17 protein-coding genes and 5 tRNA genes are annotated in these 20,262 nt (G+C 56.7%); 3 read left to right on the top strand and 19 right to left on the bottom strand.

Annotation, left to right across the window (positions count from 1 at the left end):
- Positions 1-44 precede the first annotated feature (44 nt).
- From luxS to tam, 15 genes are all read right to left on the bottom strand, one after another.
- Positions 45-560, bottom strand: coding sequence for an S-ribosylhomocysteine lyase (luxS, locus tag Q9R34_RS07590; RefSeq protein ID WP_033752034.1), 516 nt, complete (start codon positions 558-560; stop codon positions 45-47).
- A gap of 149 nt (positions 561-709) precedes the next feature.
- Positions 710-2,314, bottom strand: coding sequence for a glutamate--cysteine ligase (gshA, locus tag Q9R34_RS07585; RefSeq protein ID WP_485892993.1), 1,605 nt, complete (start codon positions 2,312-2,314; stop codon positions 710-712).
- A gap of 31 nt (positions 2,315-2,345) precedes the next feature.
- Positions 2,346-2,774, bottom strand: coding sequence for a YqaA family protein (locus tag Q9R34_RS07580; protein WP_434127103.1), 429 nt, complete (start codon positions 2,772-2,774; stop codon positions 2,346-2,348).
- On the bottom strand, positions 2,771-3,337 hold the full coding sequence (yqaB, locus tag Q9R34_RS07575; RefSeq protein ID WP_434127102.1) for a fructose-1-phosphate/6-phosphogluconate phosphatase: 567 nt from the start codon (positions 3,335-3,337) through the stop codon (positions 2,771-2,773). The genes Q9R34_RS07580 and yqaB overlap by 4 nt, the downstream gene beginning before the upstream one ends.
- Positions 3,338-3,670: 333 nt before the next feature.
- Positions 3,671-3,747: transfer RNA gene (locus Q9R34_RS07570), tRNA-Arg, on the bottom strand.
- Positions 3,748-3,980: 233 nt separating this feature from the next.
- Positions 3,981-4,057, bottom strand: a tRNA-Arg gene (locus Q9R34_RS07565).
- Positions 4,058-4,152: 95 nt separating this feature from the next.
- Positions 4,153-4,229, bottom strand: a tRNA-Arg gene (locus tag Q9R34_RS07560).
- A 227-nt stretch (positions 4,230-4,456) separates the two neighbouring features.
- A tRNA-Arg gene (locus Q9R34_RS07555) sits at positions 4,457-4,533 on the bottom strand.
- A gap of 9 nt (positions 4,534-4,542) precedes the next feature.
- Positions 4,543-4,635, bottom strand: a tRNA-Ser gene (locus tag Q9R34_RS07550).
- Between the two features lie 305 nt (positions 4,636-4,940).
- The gene (gene csrA / locus Q9R34_RS07545; RefSeq protein ID WP_004155916.1) at positions 4,941-5,126 is read right to left on the bottom strand and encodes a carbon storage regulator CsrA; all 186 of its coding nucleotides are present in this window, start codon (positions 5,124-5,126) and stop codon (positions 4,941-4,943) included.
- A gap of 250 nt (positions 5,127-5,376) precedes the next feature.
- Entirely contained in the window at positions 5,377-8,004 is a 2,628-nt protein-coding gene (gene alaS, locus Q9R34_RS07540; RefSeq protein ID WP_485892992.1) for an alanine--tRNA ligase, read from the bottom strand.
- Between the two features lie 135 nt (positions 8,005-8,139).
- Entirely contained in the window at positions 8,140-8,652 is a 513-nt protein-coding gene (locus Q9R34_RS07535) for a regulatory protein RecX (RefSeq protein ID WP_434125899.1), read from the bottom strand.
- Positions 8,653-8,764: 112 nt separating this feature from the next.
- On the bottom strand, positions 8,765-9,838 hold the full coding sequence (gene recA, locus Q9R34_RS07530) for a recombinase RecA (RefSeq protein ID WP_434125898.1): 1,074 nt from the start codon (positions 9,836-9,838) through the stop codon (positions 8,765-8,767).
- Between the two features lie 95 nt (positions 9,839-9,933).
- Entirely contained in the window at positions 9,934-10,428 is a 495-nt protein-coding gene (pncC, locus tag Q9R34_RS07525; protein WP_485892991.1) for a nicotinamide-nucleotide amidase, read from the bottom strand.
- Between the two features lie 100 nt (positions 10,429-10,528).
- On the bottom strand, positions 10,529-11,308 hold the full coding sequence (gene tam / locus Q9R34_RS07520; RefSeq protein ID WP_485892990.1) for a trans-aconitate 2-methyltransferase: 780 nt from the start codon (positions 11,306-11,308) through the stop codon (positions 10,529-10,531).
- Between the two features lie 146 nt (positions 11,309-11,454).
- Here tam and Q9R34_RS07515 point away from each other — a divergent pair, with 146 nt between their 5' ends.
- Positions 11,455-12,342 (top strand): dihydrodipicolinate synthase family protein, encoded by an 888-nt coding sequence (locus Q9R34_RS07515; RefSeq protein ID WP_485892989.1) that lies wholly within the window; start codon positions 11,455-11,457, stop codon positions 12,340-12,342.
- Between the two features lie 33 nt (positions 12,343-12,375).
- Here Q9R34_RS07515 and Q9R34_RS07510 read toward each other — a convergent pair whose 3' ends face one another.
- Both Q9R34_RS07510 and mltB read right to left on the bottom strand, forming a co-directional pair.
- The gene (locus Q9R34_RS07510) at positions 12,376-12,714 is read right to left on the bottom strand and encodes a zinc ribbon domain-containing protein YjdM (RefSeq protein ID WP_033752063.1); all 339 of its coding nucleotides are present in this window, start codon (positions 12,712-12,714) and stop codon (positions 12,376-12,378) included.
- A 77-nt stretch (positions 12,715-12,791) separates the two neighbouring features.
- Positions 12,792-13,874, bottom strand: a complete 1,083-nt coding sequence (gene mltB / locus Q9R34_RS07505) for a lytic murein transglycosylase B (RefSeq protein ID WP_434125892.1) — start codon at positions 13,872-13,874, stop codon at positions 12,792-12,794.
- A 290-nt stretch (positions 13,875-14,164) separates the two neighbouring features.
- Here mltB and Q9R34_RS07500 point away from each other — a divergent pair, with 290 nt between their 5' ends.
- Both Q9R34_RS07500 and mutS read left to right on the top strand, forming a co-directional pair.
- Entirely contained in the window at positions 14,165-14,950 is a 786-nt protein-coding gene (locus tag Q9R34_RS07500; RefSeq protein ID WP_485892988.1) for a prepilin peptidase, read from the top strand.
- Between the two features lie 359 nt (positions 14,951-15,309).
- Positions 15,310-17,871, top strand: coding sequence for a DNA mismatch repair protein MutS (mutS, locus tag Q9R34_RS07495; RefSeq protein ID WP_485892987.1), 2,562 nt, complete (start codon positions 15,310-15,312; stop codon positions 17,869-17,871).
- A gap of 101 nt (positions 17,872-17,972) precedes the next feature.
- Here the strand turns inward: mutS and rpoS are convergent, their stop codons facing one another.
- Both rpoS and nlpD read right to left on the bottom strand, forming a co-directional pair.
- Positions 17,973-18,965: an RNA polymerase sigma factor RpoS gene (rpoS, locus tag Q9R34_RS07490; protein WP_485892986.1), complete on the bottom strand. Its 993-nt coding sequence runs from the start codon at positions 18,963-18,965 to the stop codon at positions 17,973-17,975.
- Between the two features lie 50 nt (positions 18,966-19,015).
- Positions 19,016-20,107, bottom strand: a complete 1,092-nt coding sequence (nlpD, locus tag Q9R34_RS07485; protein WP_485892985.1) for a murein hydrolase activator NlpD — start codon at positions 20,105-20,107, stop codon at positions 19,016-19,018.
- Positions 20,108-20,262 lie beyond the last annotated feature (155 nt).

Raw genomic sequence — 20,262 nt, 5'->3', positions numbered from 1 at the left:
CGCATCGATGCGGCGTTTTTTTTAATGCTCGTGACCAACTACGACTAGATGTGCAGCTCTTGCAGCTTCTCTGCCGGCAGCTTCAGATCTTCGTTGCGGTTGACGCCGATATCATGCGCCAGCACGTTGCGCGCAATCTGCTGCGCTTCGTCGAGTGAATGCAGCTTATAGCTGCCGCACTGGTATTCATTCAGCTCAGGGATCTGATTCTGATCCTTCACCTTCAGAACATCTTCCATGGCTCCTTTCCATGCGCTGGCCACGCGCTGCTCGTCCGGCGTGCCGATCAGGCTCATGTAGAAACCGGTGCGGCATCCCATCGGTGAGATATCCACGATTTCTACGCCGTCGCCGTTAAGGTGATTACGCATAAAGCCCGCGAAGAGATGCTCGAGCGTATGGATTCCGCGCTCGGTCAGGATCTCTTTGTTGGGACGGCAGAAACGCAGGTCAAAAACGGTGATGGTATCGCCATGGGGAGTTTTCATGGTCTTCGCAACACGCACTGCGGGCGCGGCCATAATGGTATGGTCAACGGTAAAACTGTCCAGTAGTGGCATACGTCACCTCCTGTTTTGAAATTTTTTTATAAACGATGAAACTTTTCTGTTCGCCCAACGTCTGAATATATGAAAGACGCGCATTTGTTATCATCATCCCTGACAACAGAGATGTTAATTTGGCCACATTGATGTGGCCTTTTTCTTTTCTAGCCTTCCCGACTGGCAAGGTAAGCCTCAAAATCGAGCCTGTCGCCCTCTTCCAGCTGCTTCTGTGCCGCAACCGACTCCAGCGCCTGACGCGTAAAATCTTCTTCGCTGATCACTTCCAGCGGCTCTTCGCACAGCATATGACGATACTGTTCCGCCAGCGCGATGCCGGTATCGGTGACGCCGCTCTCTTTAATCGCCTGAAGAATGCGCGCCGAATAGGTTAGCTCAGGATCGTCAAAGGATGCTACCAGTTGATCGCACACCTGTTGATATTGCGTGCTGCCCTGATTGCTGTCGAGCACTTCCGCCACGCGATGCAGATCGGCGAACAGCGCTTTGCCCACCTCCACCAGCGAATGTTCAGTTTCGCTACAGCCGACCGAAATTTTCTGGTCTGGCTTGCGCCCTTCCAGCACCACGCGGTTCCAGTTTTTACGCGTGCAGAGCAGCTCATCGGCGCTCATTTCTGGCGCGTCAGCCAGCGTACACCAGATCAGGAAGAGATCGAGAAAACGCACCTGGTTGGCGTCAACGCCGATTGCAGAGAACGGGTTGATGTCGAGCGAGCGCACTTCAATATACTCAATGCCGCCGCGCAGCAGCGCATCAGAAGGCGCTTCGCCGGAGCGCGTTACGCGCTTCGGACGGATTGGAGCGTAAAGCTCGTTCTCAATCTGCAGCACGTTGGTATTAAGCTGCAGCCAGTTACCGTCCGCATCTTTCGTGCCCATCGCGGCATACTCTTCAGACGGCGTTTTAATGGCGGCTTTCAGGGCCTTAACGTACCCCTCAAGGGAGTTGAAGGTAATGCCGAGACCGCTCTGCGACTTGTTGGTGTAGCCGAGATCGCTCAGGCGCAGCGAAGTCGCATAGGGCAGCCACAGCGAATCTTTGCCATCGGTTTCAAACGGCAGTTTGCTCTCACGCCCCTGCAGGAAGCTAGAGCTAATCGCCGGCGAGGCGCCGAAGAGATAAGGAATTACCCAGCCGTAACGGTAGTAGTTACGGATAAGACGCAGATAGCCGGCAGAGATAGTCTCTTTGCCGCTTTCGGCATCTTTAACGTCCGCCCACTCCTGCCAGAAGCTCAGCGGCAGCGAGAAGTTATAGTGGATGCCAGAGATGGTCTGCATCAGCGCGCCGTAGCGATTTTTCAGCCCCTGACGATAGAGCGTCTTCATACGTCCGATATTCGAACTGCCGTACTGCGCCAGCTCAATGCGATCGGCGTCGTCGATCAAACAAGGCATGCTGAAAGGCCACATACGCTCTTCAGCCAGCTCGCGCGCCACATGGCGATGGATATCGCGCAGAAACGCCAGCATATGGTCAATGTTTTGATCCACCGGCGTAATGAACTCCAGCAGCGTTTCCGCGAAGTCGGTGGTTATCCAGTCATGCTTGAGTGCCGATCCCAGCGAGTCGGGATGGCCGCTTTCCGCCAGATGACCATCAGGCTTTACGCGCAGCGTTTCGCGCTCAATGCCGCGGCCAATACCTTTCAAGGCATTGGGATGCGCCTCCAGCCAGGAGAGCGCTTTAGATACGTCCGGGATCACATTAACCTCCCGCTGGGACAGTAATTTATTTTTGTTCAGCATAATGTTAACCCTAGCCTCGAATCTGTGCGAATCAATGCCACCATTGCAAACCCTGTAAGGTGGCAGTCGCGATAACGATATAACGCAGTGTTTTCCCGACGGCGAGAAACAGCAGGACCGGAAGCCAGGCAAAGCGCATCCAGCCTGCGAGCACGCAGAGCAGGTCGCCGATTACCGGCATCCAGCTCAGCAACAGCGCTGCAGGTCCCAGTCGGTGCAACCACGTTATTGCTGTGTCATGCCATCGCCCCTGCCGTTTCAACGGCAGTAAACGACCAAGAAAAATATTGGTTATGCCGCCCAGCGTATTTCCCACTGATGCAGCGACAATCAATCCATAAACGGAAGCCTTTTTGGCAACCAGTAACGCAATCAACAGTGCCTCAGAACTCCCTGGTAACAGGGTGGCGCTGAGAAAGCTGCTGCCAAACAGAGAAGCAAGCGCCAGAACGTCATTCACAGCAGGCGCACGTCAACCACATCCATGCCGGCCGCTTTCGCCGCCTGCACGCCAAAATCGGCGTCTTCAAACACGACACAGCGTGCGGGCTCGACGCCCATCAGCGCTGCGCAGCGTAAAAACGTATCGGGTTCAGGTTTGTGACGCTCGACGTCGTCGGCGCCCACCACTGCAGTGAAGAGCTCGCGAACGCCCAGCTGGTTGAGCAGCGCATCCGCCATGCTGTGTTCGCTTCCGGTGCCGACCGCCATTGGACGGCGGCCGTGATAAGCTTTCACCACTTCCATCAGCGGAAGCGGACGCACGCTTTCCAGCAGCATGGTCTTAACCGCCGCGGTTTTTTCGGCGGCCAGCTGGTAAGGATCTTGAGAAGAGCGGTTTTGTTCGATAATAAATTGTGCAAGTCGCCAGGAGGGCGCGCCGTTGAAACCAATCATTTGCGATTCGTCTAACGTCAGTCCATATCGTCCCAGTACCTGATGCCACGCTTTTCGATGTGTCGGCTCGGAATCAAGGATCGTGCCGTCCATATCGAAAATCAGTGCGTCATATTGATCGTACATCGCTACTCCGGACATCCAACAAATGAGCCATTACTTTAGCTTAATGCGCCCAGGTTGTCGCCAGGGGACATGAACAGCAAATGCTTTGAAAGCATTAGCAATTTTTCTTTTCAGAAAAAGGTGATCGTGCGATGCCGGAGATAATTGCCGGAAATTTCAGTGGGTTTGAGTTTTGTTACAGGCGTAAATGGTAAATAAGAAAGGAGAATCAAGCGTATTGAAAAGGGCTTAGATAGAGGATAAGAGCGCTGATGCAACGTTTTCCTCCCTCGTACTGTCTGGCAGTGAATCTGGCCATATCAGTTCGGGGCACGCTGTTCATATCGTGAAGTATGGTGCATCCGGGAGGATTCGAACCTCCGACCGCTCGGTTCGTAGCCGAGTACTCTATCCAGCTGAGCTACGGATGCATCGGGAAAGCATGTTGCAGGGGGGCAAAACAGAGAACCAGAAAGTGCCGGCAATTACGCGTCTCGCGTTGAGACATCTTGCCCATATTCAGATATAAGGTGCATCCGGAAGGATCACTTAGCTTTCGCCTCGCCCTGCGGACCATTGCTGACGCAACGTTTTCCTTCCTCGTACTGCCTGGCAGAGAGTCTGGCCATATCAGTTCGGGGCACGCTGTTTATATCGTGAAGTATGGTGCATCCGGGAGGATTCGAACCTCCGACCGCTCGGTTCGTAGCCGAGTACTCTATCCAGCTGAGCTACGGATGCATCGGGAAATCGTTTTACAGGGATTAAATCAGACAACCAGGAAGTGCCAGAATTAACGCGTCTCGCTTGAGACATCTTACCCACATCCAGAGATATGGTGCATCCGGGAGGATTCGAACCTCCGACCGCTCGGTTCGTAGCCGAGTACTCTATCCAGCTGAGCTACGGATGCATAGATAATTCTTGTACAACGCAGGGTGCTAACAACTCACCGAGAAAGGAACGACTCTTTCACTTACTTTTTATTCCGCATCTTTAAAAGATGGTGCATCCGGGAGGATGACTCGGCTTTCGCCTCGCCCTGCGGGCCGTTGCTAATACAACGTTCTCCTCCCTCACACTGCCTGGCGATATTTCATGCCATGTCAGTTCGGGGCACTCTTTCCATATCCGAAGATATGGTGCATCCGGGAGGATTCGAACCTCCGACCGCTCGGTTCGTAGCCGAGTACTCTATCCAGCTGAGCTACGGATGCATCGAAAAATGGCGGTGAGGCGGGGATTCGAACCCCGGATGCAGCTTTTGACCGCATACTCCCTTAGCAGGGGAGCGCCTTCAGCCTCTCGGCCACCTCACCTTACGCGTTCTTCCGAACTGTGCGTCTGAACGTTGTATCTGCTCATCGGCACTGCGTGGCGCACATATTACTTTCCCGCACTTATAAGTCAAACAATTTTTCCCACCGCTCGATCGTTTGCACAAATGACGCTCAATTGGCCTAATTTGCCGACAAAAAGAGTGAATTATCAACAGTAAAAGCGAGCAAGCAGCAAAATAATCAGAAAGACGGAGCGGGAGGAAAACAAGACGAAGCGGGAAGAAAAGAGGCGTGAAGCGTAAAAGCGGTCGCGCCTCGCAGCATCCTGCGAGGCGCTGAATCCGTTAGTAACTCGTTTGCTGAGTTTTTTCGGCCTGAATGCGCTGATAAATCTCTTCGCGATGCACTGAGACCTCTTTTGGCGCGTTCACACCAATACGAACCTGGTTACCTTTCACACCCAGCACCGTTACAGTCACCTCATCGCCAATCATGAGGGTTTCACCAACTCGACGAGTTAGAATAAGCATTCTTTGCTCCATGAAAGATTAAAAGAGTCGGGCTCTGTTTGGGCTCCCGGCATTATCCATCATTTAACGCTGAACATTGACTATGACAAATACATCAATGTACGTCGCTACGCCAATACATTCTGCTGATAGTTAGTTTAGCCGAAATACACTACATCGACCTGACTTTGTCATTACCTGATGTACATCGTATTAAAAAGCGCCGGAACCTCAGGCCCTGGCGCTTTTCACGATGCATTGTTCTATTTCGTTACAGGCGGCTCTTAACCCAGCTTTCGACACCCGCCAGCGCGCCTTTCAGCGCCTGGGCATCGGTGCCGCCAGCCTGCGCCATATCGGGGCGTCCGCCGCCTTTGCCGCCAACCTGCTGCGCCAGCTCACCCACCAGTTCACCCGCTTTTACGCGGTCAGTAAGATCTTTGGTTACGCCTGCAATTAACGATACTTTTCCTTCTGCTACGGTCGCCAGCACAATCACCGCCGAGCCCAGCTGATTTTTCAGATCGTCTACCATGGTGCGCAACATTTTCGGCTCTACGTTGCCCAGTTCGCTAACCAGTAGCTTCACGCCTTGAACGTCAAGCGCTTTGCTGCTCAAAGAAGCGCTCTCAAGCGCAGCCTGCTGATCGCGCAGCTGCTGCAGCTCTTTCTCCAGCGAACGCACGTGATCGACCAGTCCGCGCACCTTGTCGTTCAGATTGCTACTGTTGGCTTTCACCAACTGCGCAATTTCGTTCAGCTGACTGCTCTGCGCATAAACCTGCGCCAGCGCACCCTCGCCGGTAACAGCTTCGATACGGCGTACGCCTGCTGCCGTGCCGGACTCGCTTAAGATACGGAACAAGCCAATATCGCCGGTGCGCGCAGCGTGAGTACCGCCGCACAGTTCAATGGAGAAATCGCCCATGGTCAGGACGCGCACGCGCTGCTCGTACTTCTCACCGAACAGCGCCATCGCGCCCTTGCCTTTCGCCGCGTCAATATCCATCACTTCGGTTTCAACCGGCAGGTTGCGGCGGATCTGCGCGTTAACGATCTCTTCGACCCGATGAAGCTCCTGCGGCTTTATCGCTTCAAAATGCGAGAAGTCGAAACGCAGGTACTTATCATTGACCAGCGATCCTTTCTGCGCCACGTGCTCGCCGAGAACTTCACGCAGCGCCGCGTGCAGCAGATGCGTTGCAGAGTGGTTCAGACGAATGCGCGCGCGACGTGCTTCATCAACCTGCGCCTCAACGCGATCGTTGATACGCAGATGACCAGCCGTCAGCTTACCGATATGGCCAATAGCCTGACCATATTTTTGTGTATCCTGGACGCTAAATTCAGCATTCTTCCCTTTCAGCAGGCCTGTATCGCCGACCTGGCCACCAGACTCACCATAAAATGGCGTTTCATCCAGCACCACGACAGCCTCCTGACCTGCGGCCACTTCTTCGACCGCGACGCCGTCAACGTAGATTGCCTTCACGCTGGCTGTCAGATCGAGCTGGTCGTAGCCTTTAAAGGCGGAAGCCGCATCGATGCTGATGACATTGCTGTAATCAGCGCCGAAACCGCTGGCTTCGCGCGCGCGCTGGCGCTGCTGCTCCATCGCTTTTTCAAAACCGGCTTCGTCAATTTTCAGGTTACGCTCGCGGCAGACGTCGGCCGTAAGATCGGCCGGAAAGCCGAAGGTATCGTACAAACGGAAAACGGTTTCGCCGTCAAGCGTATCGCCCTGCAGTTTGGCCAGCTCCTCGTCCAGCAGCGCCAGACCGCGCTCCAGGGTTTTCGCGAACTGCTCTTCTTCCGTCTTGAGTACCGTTTCCACCTGGCTCTGCTGACGTTTAAGATCGTCGCCCGCAGCGCCCATCACCTCGACCAGCGGGGCGACAAGCTTGTAGAAGAACGCCTCTTTCGCACCCAGCATATTGCCGTGGCGCACCGCACGACGAATGATGCGGCGCAGGACGTAGCCGCGGTTTTCGTTCGACGGAATAACGCCGTCAGCAATGAGAAACGCGCAGGAGCGAATATGGTCGGCGATAACACGCAGCGACTTGTTGGTGAGATCGGTCGCACCGGTGACGTTAGCTACCGCTTTGATCAGGTTGGCGAACAGATCGATTTCATAGTTGGAATTAACGTGCTGCAGCACGGCGGAGATACGCTCCAGCCCCATGCCGGTATCAACCGATGGCTTCGGCAGCGGCAGCATAGTGCCGTCCGGCTGACGATTGAACTGCATAAAGACGATATTCCAGATCTCGATATAGCGATCGCCATCTTCTTCCGGACTACCTGGCGGTCCGCCCCAGATATGATCGCCATGATCGTAGAAAATTTCGCTGCACGGCCCGCAGGGACCGGTATCGCCCATCTGCCAGAAGTTGTCAGAGGCGTAGGCGCTGCCTTTGTTGTCGCCGATGCGAATAATGCGCTCGCGCGGCACGCCAATATCGTTGGCCCAGATGTCGTAGGCTTCGTCATCGGTTTCATAAACGGTGACCCACAGACGCTCTTTCGGCAGAGCGAACCAGGTATCTCCCGTCAGCAGTTCCCAGGCATAAGCAATCGCCTCTTTCTTGAAGTAGTCGCCGAAGCTGAAGTTGCCCAGCATTTCAAAGAAGGTGTGGTGACGTGCGGTATAACCGACGTTTTCCAGATCGTTGTGCTTGCCGCCTGCACGCACGCAGCGCTGCGACGTGGTCGCACGCGAATAGTTGCGCTTATCCTGCCCAAGGAAAACGTCCTTGAACTGAACCATACCGGCGTTAGTAAACAGCAGCGTCGGGTCGTTATTCGGTACGAGGGAGCTGCTGGCTACAACCTGATGTCCCTTGCTATGGAAAAAGTCGAGAAACGCTTGACGGATCTCAGCAGTGCTCTTGCTCATATATATCCTGGAATCACGCTAACGAAAGTTCCGTCCGGTCAGACAAGCCGCATCCGCGCAGTTGTCCGTTCAGGGGAACAAAAAGTGGGAATAAGATAAATTTTCTTCACAGGGAAGTAAAACCCCGCGCAGCTTTCAGTCATCAAAATTTCTGAAAACGGACTGAATATCCTCCATGAAAAAGCCTTTTGCCTGCAAAAAGCGCTGAACTTTAGCTTTTGCCTTCCATTCTGTGGGCAAGGGAAGGCCGAATTTGCGCTCCGCCAGCTGCGCGGCGCAGGCGCTCCAGTCAATCTCACAGGCTTCCATCGCTATGTCGATTTCCGGCCGTGCGATGCCTTTTTGTCCCAGCTCCAGCCGGATGCGCTGTGGACCGTACCCTTTGCGGCTGCGGCTCTGGATAAAGCGCTCAGTAAAGCGCGCCTCATCAAGCCAGCCGTTTTCCTGGCACCAGCCGATGACTTTATCCAGCTGCGCATCGGTGATGATCTCAGGATCGTTCTGCTGGATAAATGCCGCTCGCTGCACTGACTGCTGCAGCTTTTTACGCAGCTCAGCCTCGCTGTGATCGCGCTGCGCCAGAATGCGCATGGCGCGGTCGAGCAGTCGCGGAAAAGCGATTTCCTTAGGTTGCGGTTGTTCAGTCATAGCGGTCACCTTGCTCAATCAGAAGGGGATTATGGCGGCAGAACGAGGGGGAAGAAAAGAGAGGGTCGTTAAAACGAAAAACGGGAGTGGATTGCCCACTCCCGCTGCAGGATTAGAAATCTTCGTTCGTCTCGCTGGCTGCATCTTCCAGCGCGCCTGCTGGCGCATTACCGGCGTCTGCTTCGGCGTTCGCGCTGTTCAGGAGCATCTCACGCAGTTTAACGTCCAGCTCGTTGGCAATCGCCGGGTTTTCCTTAAGGAAATTGGTGGCGTTCGCTTTACCCTGGCCAATCTTGTCGCCGTTATAGCTATACCAGGCGCCCGCTTTTTCCACCAGCTTGTACTTCACACCCAGGTCGACCAGCTCGCCGAAGGTGTTGATGCCTTCGCCGTACATGATCTGGAACTCTGCCTGCTTAAACGGTGCAGCGATTTTATTTTTCACGACTTTAACGCGGGTTTCGCTGCCGACCACTTCGTCGCCCTCTTTGATCGCGCCGATACGACGGATATCAAGACGAACAGAAGCGTAGAACTTCAGCGCGTTACCACCGGTAGTGGTTTCCGGGTTACCGAACATCACGCCGATTTTCATACGGATCTGGTTGATGAAGATCAGCAGCGTGTTGGACTGCTTCAGGTTACCCGCCAGCTTACGCATCGCCTGACTCATCATACGCGCCGCAAGGCCCATGTGAGAGTCGCCGATTTCGCCTTCGATTTCCGCTTTCGGCGTCAGCGCCGCAACGGAGTCGACGATGATAACGTCCACGGCGCCTGAACGCGCCAGCGCGTCACAGATCTCCAGCGCCTGCTCGCCGGTGTCCGGCTGAGAACAGAGCAGATTGTCGATGTCTACGCCGAGCTTCTTGGCATACACCGGATCGAGCGCGTGTTCAGCATCGATAAAGGCGCAGGTTTTGCCTTTGCGCTGTGCTGAAGCGATAACCTGCAGCGTCAGCGTAGTTTTACCAGAAGATTCCGGACCATAGATTTCGACCATACGGCCCATCGGCAAACCGCCAGCGCCCAGCGCGATATCCAGTGAAAGCGAACCGGTAGAAATGGTTTCCACGTCCATTGAGCGGTCTTCACCCAGACGCATGATGGAGCCTTTACCGAATTGCTTCTCAATCTGGCCCAGCGCAGCAGCTAAAGCCTTCTGTTTGTTTTCGTCAATTGCCATTTCTACTCCTGACTCATACGGGGGTAAGCACGCTACAAATGCCTGCTCGCTTTCTGTTGCTGCTAATTATACTGTATAGTCATACAGTATCAAGCTTAATTTGCCAAAAAATCGTCCTGTAATGTCTGTAGCGCAAAGGCTACAGACTGCCGACGTACCGCCTCACGATCCCCTTGAAATTGCTGGCGTTTCGCTACTACTTTTCCGCCTGGCGCCGCGAAGCCGAACCACACGGTGCCAACCGGTTTTTCCACGCTGCCGCCGTCCGGTCCGGCGATGCCGCTGACCGATAGCGCATAGTCCGCCTGCGCGGCGCGCTGCGCGCCCTGCGCCATCTCGCGCACCACGGCTTCGCTCACCGCGCCGTGCTGCGCAAGCGAAGCCGCAGCAACCCCCACCAGCTCCTGCTTGGCCTCATTGCTGTAGGTCACGAAACCGCGTTCGAACCAGGCGGAGCTGCCGCTGATGTCGGTAAACACTTTGGCGATCCAGCCGCCCGTACAGGACTCGGCGCAGGTTACCGTCGCCCTTGCCGCCTTAAGACGATCGCCTATTGCCGCGCTTAAGCGCTGCAGTTCCATATCATTCATCGCCACTTATCCTTTTAGCCCGGTTAAGAGAACATGGTGCAGAAGCGGGATATTTTCAACCCGTCTCGCGCATCCCCCTGCCCGCTTTGCGCATTGCCTCTCAGCGCGCGCTCCCCTTTTTCACCGCTACGATAAAAAGACGCGGAAAGGCGAGCAAAACGCGGCCGTCGGCGCGCGGCGGATAGGCCAGCTGCAACGCCTGATGATACTGCTCCAGAAAGCGCGGCTGCTCGTCAGGTTCAAGCGCGTTGAGAAACGGCCGTAAACCGGTCGCTTTTAGCCAGTTTATAATCGCCTGCACGTCGGGCATCACGTGATAATAGGTGGTGCGCCAGAGATCCACCTCGCAGCCCGCCTGGGTTAGCAGATCGTAGTAGCGCTCGCTGGTGAGCGGTTTTTTCCGCTCGACGTCGCCGATGCGCTGACGCCAGGGATCGCAGGCCGCAATTTCGCGCATCGAACGATGCGACGGTTCCTGCAGATTATCCGGCATCTGAATCGCCAGCCCGCCGCCGCTGTCGAGCTGGTTTGTCAGATGGGGCAACAGGCTGTCATGCGCGTCAAGCCACTGCAGCGAGGCGTTAGCGTAAATCACCTGTTGCGGTTCCGCAGCGCGCCAGCGTCGAATATCCTCCTTGAGGAAAGTGCAGCGCGGCAGCCGTTCGCGCGCCTGCGCCAGCATCGCTTCGGAACTGTCCAGCCCGATAATCCGCGCGTCGGGCCAGGCATGAGCCAGCAGCTCGGTGCTGTTGCCCGGTCCACAGCCTAAATCCGTAGCGAAACGCACGTCGGTAACGGGAATGCGCGCCAGCAGCTCTTGCGCAGGCCGCGTCCTTTCTGATTCAAACTGACGATAGAGTTGAGGGTTCCAGTCTTGCATCTTGAGCCTCTGTGTAGGTGAGTCTGAACGCGCTGTGAAGCGGAAAAATGCGATGCGCTGCCCAATTCTTTGCGCTGCGCTGGCAGAGCGTCACGCCGCGCATTAGGTTAAAACAGTGTTTCATTTTTTCACCTTCAGGAGCGTTTATGATCTCGCAATCCGCTTTTTCCGGCGTGTGGTGCCCTTCCGTTACGCCTTTTACGCTACGAGGAGAGCCCGATATTGACGCGCTGGGTCGCCACTTTAACCGGCTAAACGCGTCAGGCATTAATACCTTACTGCTGATGGGCAGCATTGGCGAATTTGCCTCGCTGACGCAGCAGGAGCGACTGTTGTTGATTCGCGAGGCGCGGCAGCTCTCGCCGCTCAGCATGGTCGCCAATATCTCCAGCACCTGCGTGCCGGATATGCTGGCGCTGGCCGAGGCCGCCTGGAAAAACGACTTCGACGCGGTGATGGTGCTGCCGCCCTACTACTACGGCCAGACGCCGCGTCAGCTGCTCAGCTACTTTCGTGCGCTGGATAAGCAGATTGGTGGCAAATGGTTCGCCTATAATTTCCCGGCGCGCACCGGCTGCGATTTGACGCCGACGCTGATCAGCGAGCTGGCGGCCGAGCTGCCTAATTTTATTGGCATAAAAGATACGGTCGACTGCCTGTCGCACAATCGCGCGCTGATTGAAGAGACGAAAAAGGTACGCGACGATTTCGCCGTGCTCTCCGGCTATGACGAATATCTGGTGCCGAATCTGCTGGCAGGCGGCGCAGGCGTGATTTCAGGTCTGAATAACATTGTGCCGGAATTGTTCGCCGCAGCGATGCAGGCGTGGCGCGATCAGGATCTGGCAGCGCTGACGCTTATTCAGCAGCGCATCGGCAAAATGATGGCGATTTACGCCATTGGAGAGGATTTTGTCACCACCATCAAAACTGCGGTATCGCGCCGGTTCGATTCGATGACCAGCCAGTCGCGCAACGATGAAGGTGCGCTGAGCGCTGAGCAGTGCGAGGCGCTCGACCGGCTGTTTGACTAAGACACTGAGGCGGGCGCGATGCGCCCGCCTGCGTTATCCGCGCTTCACAAACTCCGATTTCAGCTTCATCGGGCCGAAACCGTCGATCTTGCAGTCGATGTTATGATCGCCCTCAACCAGACGGATCCCTTTTACGCGAGTACCGATCTTCAGCGTGGAAGAGCTGCCCTTCACTTTAAGATCTTTAATCACGGTCACCGTATCGCCATCCTCCAGCAGATTGCCGTTGGCGTCGCGCACCACAAGACGATCCGCAGTGCTTTCGCCTTCGCCCGGCGACCAGATATGACCGCAGGCGGGACAGTTGAGGTTGTCGCCATCCTGCCAGCTGTAATCAGCCTGACAAAGGGGACATGCGGGAAGTGATTGCATAACAGCTCCTGAAACAACAGATATGATGACGCCAGAGGGGCGCCATCATATACCCGCACTATTGGTAAGGGCAACTATCAGAACATCGCGCCGCTGCGCGCTTTGCTAACCGCCTCACCCAGCTGCCATACCGCCATCGCGTAGTGGGTGCTGTGGTTATAGCGGGTAATGACGTAGAAGTTAGGCAACCCGTACCAGTATTGATAGCTGGTACCCATATCCAGTCGCAGCAGGCTGACCTGGTTATTGCCGTCGAGCGACCCCTGCGGAGAGAGGCCGGATGCCGCCAGCATCTGCGGTGTATAGCTGGTTTTGAAGCCATTCTCCAGCAGCGGTGCCTGGCCGCTGGCGGGAACGGCAACGCCCTCTCCGCTGCGCCAGCCGTGCTCTTTGAAGTAGTGGGCGACGCTGCCGATAGCGTCGACCGGATCCCACAGATTGACGTGGCCGTCGCCGTTGAAATCTACCGCATACTGCTGGTAGGAAGAGGGCATAAACTGACCGTAGCCCATCGCGCCGGCGAACGATCCCTTGAGATCCAGCGGATCGTCCTCTTCGTTGCGCGCCATCAGCAGGAAGGTTTCCAGCTCGCTACTGAAGTAGCTGGCGCGGCGCGGATAGTTAAACGACAGCGTGGCGAGCGCGTCGAGAATGCGCGTTTTCCCCATAACGCGCCCCCAGCGCGTCTCAACGCCGATAATGCCGACGATAATCTCCGGCGGCACGCCGTAGACCTGCTGGGCGCGCGTTAAGGCGTCCTGATACTGGTTCCAGAAGGCGACGCCGTTCTGCACGTTGTCCGGCGTAATGAACTGTTTGCGATAGCGGATCCAGGCGCCGTTAGGCCCGGCGGGAGGCGTATAGGCGGGCGCCTGACGATCCATCAGGCGCAGCACATAGTCCAGCCGTTTCGCCTGGCCGATAACCGCGTGCAGCTGCTGGCGGTCAAAACCGTGCTTCTCCACCATCTGGTCGATGAACTTTTCGGCGGCCGGATTACCGGCAAAGTCGCCGAGCACAGGCTGAACGGCGTGGGACTGTTCCAGCAGAAAGCCCCCTTTCGGCGCCGCCAGGGTAGCAGCCTGCGGCGCGGATTCAGGTTTACTGCTGCAGGCGGCAAGTAAGGCAACAAGCGGAAGCAAGATGATCTTAAAACGCATTTGATATCCATAAGCATGCAGTGAAGGTAACGAATTATGGTAAACATTCACTCGCAGAATAGACAGGGCGAAACGCAAAAATAGCGCCAGCGCATAGCTGTGAACCGGCGCAGGAAGCGCGGCAAACCACTGCGCTATTTCAGCCTCATCCTGCGGCACGAGACGCAAGCCTCACGGAAAACCGCAGGTCAGGCTGTACGCCGATAGCGATAAGGATAGAGTGCGTTCAGACCCTGGCGGTTAAGCCGGTTACTCAAAGCCGGCGCATCAAGGAAGAGGAACCGAAACTGATGAGCTATGACCTTTTATGCTGGCTGCTGCTGGCCGCCGCCGCACTCTGCGTCGGCAGCTTTCTAAACGTGGTGATCTATCGCCTGCCGCTGATGGTGCTGCAGCCGCAGCCGGGATTCTCACTGCTGCTGCCTCGATCGCACTGTCCGCGCTGCAAAACACCGATACGCGCAGGTGACTGCCTTCCCCTGCTTGGCTGGCTGCGGCTGCGCGGCCGCTGCCGCTACTGCTGCCACCCCATTTCATGGCGTTACCCGGCGATCGAGCTTGCCGCGCTGGCGATAAGCCTGCTGCTTGCCTGGCAACTGCCGTGGAACGGTGTGCTGCTGGCGGCGCTGGTGGTAAGCGGCTTTTTGCTGACGTTATCGCTGATCGACCTGCGCGTCCAGCTGCTGCCCGATGCGCTGACCCTGCCCCTGCTCTGGCTCGGGCTGCTGTTTCACGCCTGGGGCGTTCTGCCGCGTAGCAGTCCGGTAGAGGCGATCCTTGGCGCCGCCAGCGGCTATCTGCTGTTCCGGCTGCTGGCCTGGACCTGGCGCTTGTTCCGCCATCGGGAGGCGCTGGGCGGCGGCGACACCCTGCTGCTGGCGGCACTCGGCGCCTGGCTGGGCTGGCAGTCGCTCCCCCTGCTGCTGCTGATCGCCTCCTACGCCGGTTTAAGCGCCGCGCTGCTGGCGCGCCTGTGGATGCAGCGTCCGCTGCATCTTCCCTTGCCTTTCGGCCCCTGTCTGGCGCTGGCGGGCGAAGCGCTGCTGCTGGATCGGCTGGTGTCCTGCTACGGCTAAGCGCTTTTTGCGCAGCGTCTCGCACGGGTTCGCCATCAGACAGGGTTCCGTTAGGCTTTTAGCGCGCAGCCTGATAACGTCATGCGCATTAACCCAGGTTTTCGCCCGACGCGGGTGGCGCTCGCCTTATCCGCCCGGTCCAGAGCGCCTTTATCCTGGCGGTGAAAAAGCGGCAGCCTTGATGTTCAGCAGGCAACTTTTCATAATGGCTTTCAGACGCCGCTTATCTCACAGCCATGACCGCATTTTCCGGGCATCCTCTCTGTTTTTCGAATGGATTGATCCCGTTACATACGCCAGATCGTGCAGTCCGATGCAAGGCTTGCCCAATAACCGAATGATTTAAGAGCACATTATTTATGAACAAATCAGTCGATAAGGACATCACCGCTCATACGCCCATGATGCAGCAGTATCTGCGTCTCAAGGCTGAACATCCTGACATTCTGCTGTTTTACCGCATGGGCGACTTTTACGAGCTCTTCTATGACGACGCGAAACGCGCCTCGCAGCTGCTGGAGATCTCGCTAACCAAACGCGGCGCTTCGGCGGGCGAACCGATCCCGATGGCGGGCGTGCCCTACCATGCGGTAGAGAGCTATCTGGCTAAGCTGGTGCAGCTGGGCGAGTCAGTGGCAATTTGCGAGCAAATCGGCGATCCGGCGCTGAGCAAAGGGCCGGTTGAACGCAAGGTGGTACGCATCGTCACTCCGGGTACCATCAGCGACGAAGCGCTGCTGCAGGAGCGCCACGACAACCTGCTGGCCGCCATCGTGCAGAGCCCCCAGGGGTTCGGCTACGCCACGCTCGATATCAGCTCCGGCCGTTTTCGCCTGAGCGAACCGGCGGACGCCGAAACCATGGCGGCCGAACTGCAGCGCACCAATCCCGCCGAACTGCTCTATCCAGAAGATCTGCAGGCGATGTCGCTGATTGACCAGCGTCGCGGCCTGCGCCGTCGTCCGCTGTGGGAGTTTGAGATCGCGACCGCGCGTCAGCAGTTAAATATGCAGTTCGGCACCCGCGATCTGAATGGATTTGGCGTCGAGCAGGCGCATCAGGCACTGCGTGCCGCAGGCTGCCTGCTGCAGTACGTTAAGGATACGCAGCGCACCAGCCTGCCGCATATCCGCTCGCTCAGCATGGAGCGGCAGCAGGACAGCATCATTATGGACGCGGCGACACGCCGCAATCTGGAAATTACGCAGAACCTTGCTGGCGGCACGGAGAACACGCTGGCGGCGGTGCTGGACCGCACCGTGACGCCGATGGGCAGCCGCATGCTCAAGCGCTGGCTGCATATGCCGCTGCGCGACGCGCAGACGATCGGTCAGCGCCAGGACGCCATCGCCGAGCTTCAGCCGCTGAGCGACACCCTGCAGCCGGTGCTGCGCCAGGTGGGCGATCTGGAGCGTATTCTGGCGCGTCTGGCGCTGCGTACCGCCCGTCCGCGCGATTTAGCCCGCATGCGTCACGCTTTTCAGCAGCTGCCGGAGCTGAACGCCCTGCTGGCCAGCGTCGAATCGACGGCGCTGATCCGTCTGCGCGCGCAGATGGGCGAGTTCACCGAGCTGCGCGGGCTGCTTGAGGCGGCGATTATCGAAGCGCCGCCGGTGCTGATCCGCGACGGTGGCGTTATCGCACCGGGCTACAACGCGGAGCTGGATGAATGGCGCGCGCTGGCGGATGGCGCCACCGACTATCTGGACAGACTGGAGATCCGCGAGCGCGAAAAGCTTGGCCTCGATACGCTCAAGGTTGGCTACAACGCGATCCATGGCTACTACATTCAGGTCAGCCGCGGCCAGAGCGACCATGTGCCGATCCACTACGTACGCCGCCAGACGTTGAAAAACGCCGAGCGCTATATCATCCCGGAACTGAAAGAGTACGAGGATAAGGTGCTGACCTCGAAGGGCAAGGCGCTGGCGCTGGAGAAAAGCCTCTACGAGTCGCTGTTTGACCAGCTGCTGCCGCATCTGGAAGCGCTGCAGCTCAGCGCCGCCGCGCTCGCCGAGCTGGACGTGCTGAGCAACCTGGCGGAACGCGCCTGGACGCTGAACTACTGCCGCCCGACGCTACAGGAAAAACCCGGCATTAAAATTACCGGTGGCCGCCATCCGGTGGTTGAGCAGGTGCTGAAAGAGCCCTTTATCGCCAACCCGCTGTCGCTAACGCCGCAGCGCCGTATGCTGATTATCACCGGCCCCAATATGGGCGGTAAAAGCACCTACATGCGTCAGGCGGCGCTGATCGCCCTGATGACCTGGATTGGCAGCTTTGTGCCGGCGGAAGAGGCGGTGACCGGCTCGCTGGATCGTATCTTTACCCGTATCGGCGCGGCAGACGATCTTGCCTCAGGCCGTTCGACCTTTATGGTGGAGATGACGGAAACCGCCAATATCTTACACAACGCCACCGAAAACAGCCTGGTGCTGATGGATGAAATCGGGCGCGGCACCTCGACCTATGACGGCCTGTCGCTAGCCTGGGCCTGCGCAGAGAGCCTGGCGAACCGCATCAAGGCGATGACGCTGTTCGCCACCCACTATTTCGAGCTGACTACGCTGCCGGAAAAAATGGAGGGCGTGTTCAACGTCCATCTGGACGCGGTCGAACACGGTGACACCATCGCCTTTATGCACAGCGTGCAGGAAGGGGCCGCCAGCAAAAGCTACGGTCTGGCCGTTGCGGCGCTGGCGGGGGTGCCGAAAGAGGTGATCAAGCGCGCCCGCAATAAGCTCAAGGAGCTGGAGACGCTATCGAATCATTCTGCCTCTTCAACCATCGACGGATCGCAGCTGCCCCTGCTGGTGGAAGAGAGTTCGCCAGCCGTCGAAGCGCTTGAAGCGCTGGATCCTGATACCCTGACGCCGCGTCAGGCGCTGGAGTGGATTTACCGACTGAAGTCGCTGGTGTAGCGATCCCTGGCGGCAGGCCTTTACGGCCCTGCCGCCACTGCCGCAGCAAAAAAAAAGCGGAGGCCCACGGCCACCGCTTTTTTGTACTTACAACTTGTCAGTTACTCACGAAACAGTGCTTCAATGTTCAGACCCTGTGCCTGCAGGATTTCACGCAGACGACGCAGGCCTTCAACCTGAATCTGGCGTACGCGCTCGCGGGTCAGACCGATTTCGCGGCCCACATCCTCAAGCGTTGCCGCTTCATAGCCTAACAGGCCGAAACGACGCGCCAGCACTTCGCGCTGCTTGGCGTTCAGTTCGAACAGCCACTTAACGATACTCTGCTTCATATCGTCATCCTGCGTGGTGTCTTCCGGACCGTTGTCTTTTTCATCGGCCAGAATGTCCAGCAGCGCTTTTTCGGAGTCTCCGCCTAACGGCGTATCAACCGAGGTGATGCGTTCGTTAAGACGCAGCATACGGCTGACGTCGTCAACGGGCTTATCCAGCTGCTCCGCAATCTCTTCCGCACTCGGCTCATGATCGAGCTTGTGGGAGAGTTCACGCGCGGTGCGCAGATAAACGTTCAGCTCTTTAACAATGTGAATCGGCAGGCGGATGGTACGGGTTTGATTCATAATCGCCCGTTCAATCGTCTGACGAATCCACCAGGTAGCATAGGTTGAGAAACGGAACCCACGTTCTGGGTCAAACTTCTCAACGGCACGGATTAATCCGAGATTGCCCTCTTCAATCAGGTCAAGCAGCGCAAGACCGCGATTGCTGTAGCGGCGGGCAATCTTCACCACCAGTCGTAAGTTACTTTCAATCATGCGGCGACGAGAAGGAATATCGCCTCGTAATGCACGGCGATCGAAGAACACTTCTTCCTCTGCCGTTAACAACGGAGAATAGCCAATCTCCCCGAGATAGAGCTGCGTCGCATCCAAAACGCGCTGCGTCGCACCCTGTGACAACAACTCTTCTTCCGCTACGTCGTTATCACTGGGTTCGTTTTCAACAAGAGCCTTCTCATCAAAAACCTCAGCTCCGTTCTCCTCGAATTCCGCATCTTCATGTAACTCGTTTACTTTCAGCGTATTCTGGCTCATAAGCGGCTCCTACCCGTGATCCCAGGGCAGAACAGCAGGGTTCTGCCGGTTTATCGCTGCGGCAAATAACGCAACGGGTTTACGGATTTCCCCTTGTAACGAATTTCAAAATGTAATCTAACTGAACTGGTTCCGGTGCTACCCATGGTAGCGATCTTTTGCCCCGCCTTAACTTCCTGTTGTTCCCGGACCAGCATTGTATCGTTGTGGGCGTAGGCACTGAGATAATCATCATTGTGCTTGATGATGATCAGGTTGCCATAACCCCGGAGCGCGTTGCCTGCGTACACTACTCTTCCTGATGCGGTAGCGACGACAGGTTGTCCACGCGAACCAGCGATATCGATTCCTTTGTTCCCCCCTTCAGAGGCGGAGAAGTTATCGATGATCTTCCCATCGGTCGGCCAACGCCAGCTTCCAACCGGCGTCGAACTGTTCGTTGTACTGCTAACCGTGGGCGGTGCGGCAACCACGGGGGGAGCTGTTGTCGTTGCAACATTTGTCCCTCTCGACGGCAACAATTTGCTGCCAGACGAGTTACCCGAATCATCAGAATACGTAATAACTGGTTGCTGTGCAACAGGCGCGGGTTTAATTTGCGGCGCGGTCGGGACGCCGCCCTGCGTTGCGTCGGCGGCAGTGATCGCATTGCCGCCCGTGATCGGCTGGCCGGAGCCGTTGCCAACCTGCAGCGTCTGGCCGACATTCAGGCTGTACGGGGCCTGCACGTTGTTACGCTGCGCCAGATCGCGGAAATCGTTGCCGGTAATCCAGGCGATATAGAACAGCGTGTCGCCACGTTTAACGGTATATGTATCGCCAGCGTAACTACCTTTCGGAATATTCTGATAACTGCGATTGTATACGATGCGACCGTTTTGCGTCTGCACATTATCATTGCCGCTAATCATTGCACCGCTGCTGGGTGCGGAAAGTACAGTATTGCTAATCATACCTCCCTGACGTGGCGTCGACGGAACGCCGCCTGACGCGCTAAGCATGCCGCCGCTGCTGCCATTATCTCCAACCTGGCTAATGGGTGCTTGTGTGTTGTCGCCTGAACTACAGCCTGCCAGCCAAAATCCAACCAGAGAAAGCGCCGCAAGGCGGCGTAACTGAAATATTGGGCTTCCCGTGCTCATTGTTCCCCCGTGATGGCAAACCTGAATAACGCTTCTTGCTAACGCACCAGCACAAAGCTCTGTGAGGCGTATTAAAGCCTGCGTATAACGCATGAAAATGGATAGTAACAAGATCAAAAGGATGGTGCTATGAAACAGTTGTGAAGAAATACGTA

It is taken from the genome of Enterobacter sp. BRE11 (genome assembly GCF_031844285.1).
GTDB lineage: Bacteria > Pseudomonadota > Gammaproteobacteria > Enterobacterales > Enterobacteriaceae > Pantoea.
The sequence above is the reverse complement of the archived record's forward strand: the minus strand, read 5'-3'. Positions and strand labels throughout refer to the sequence as shown.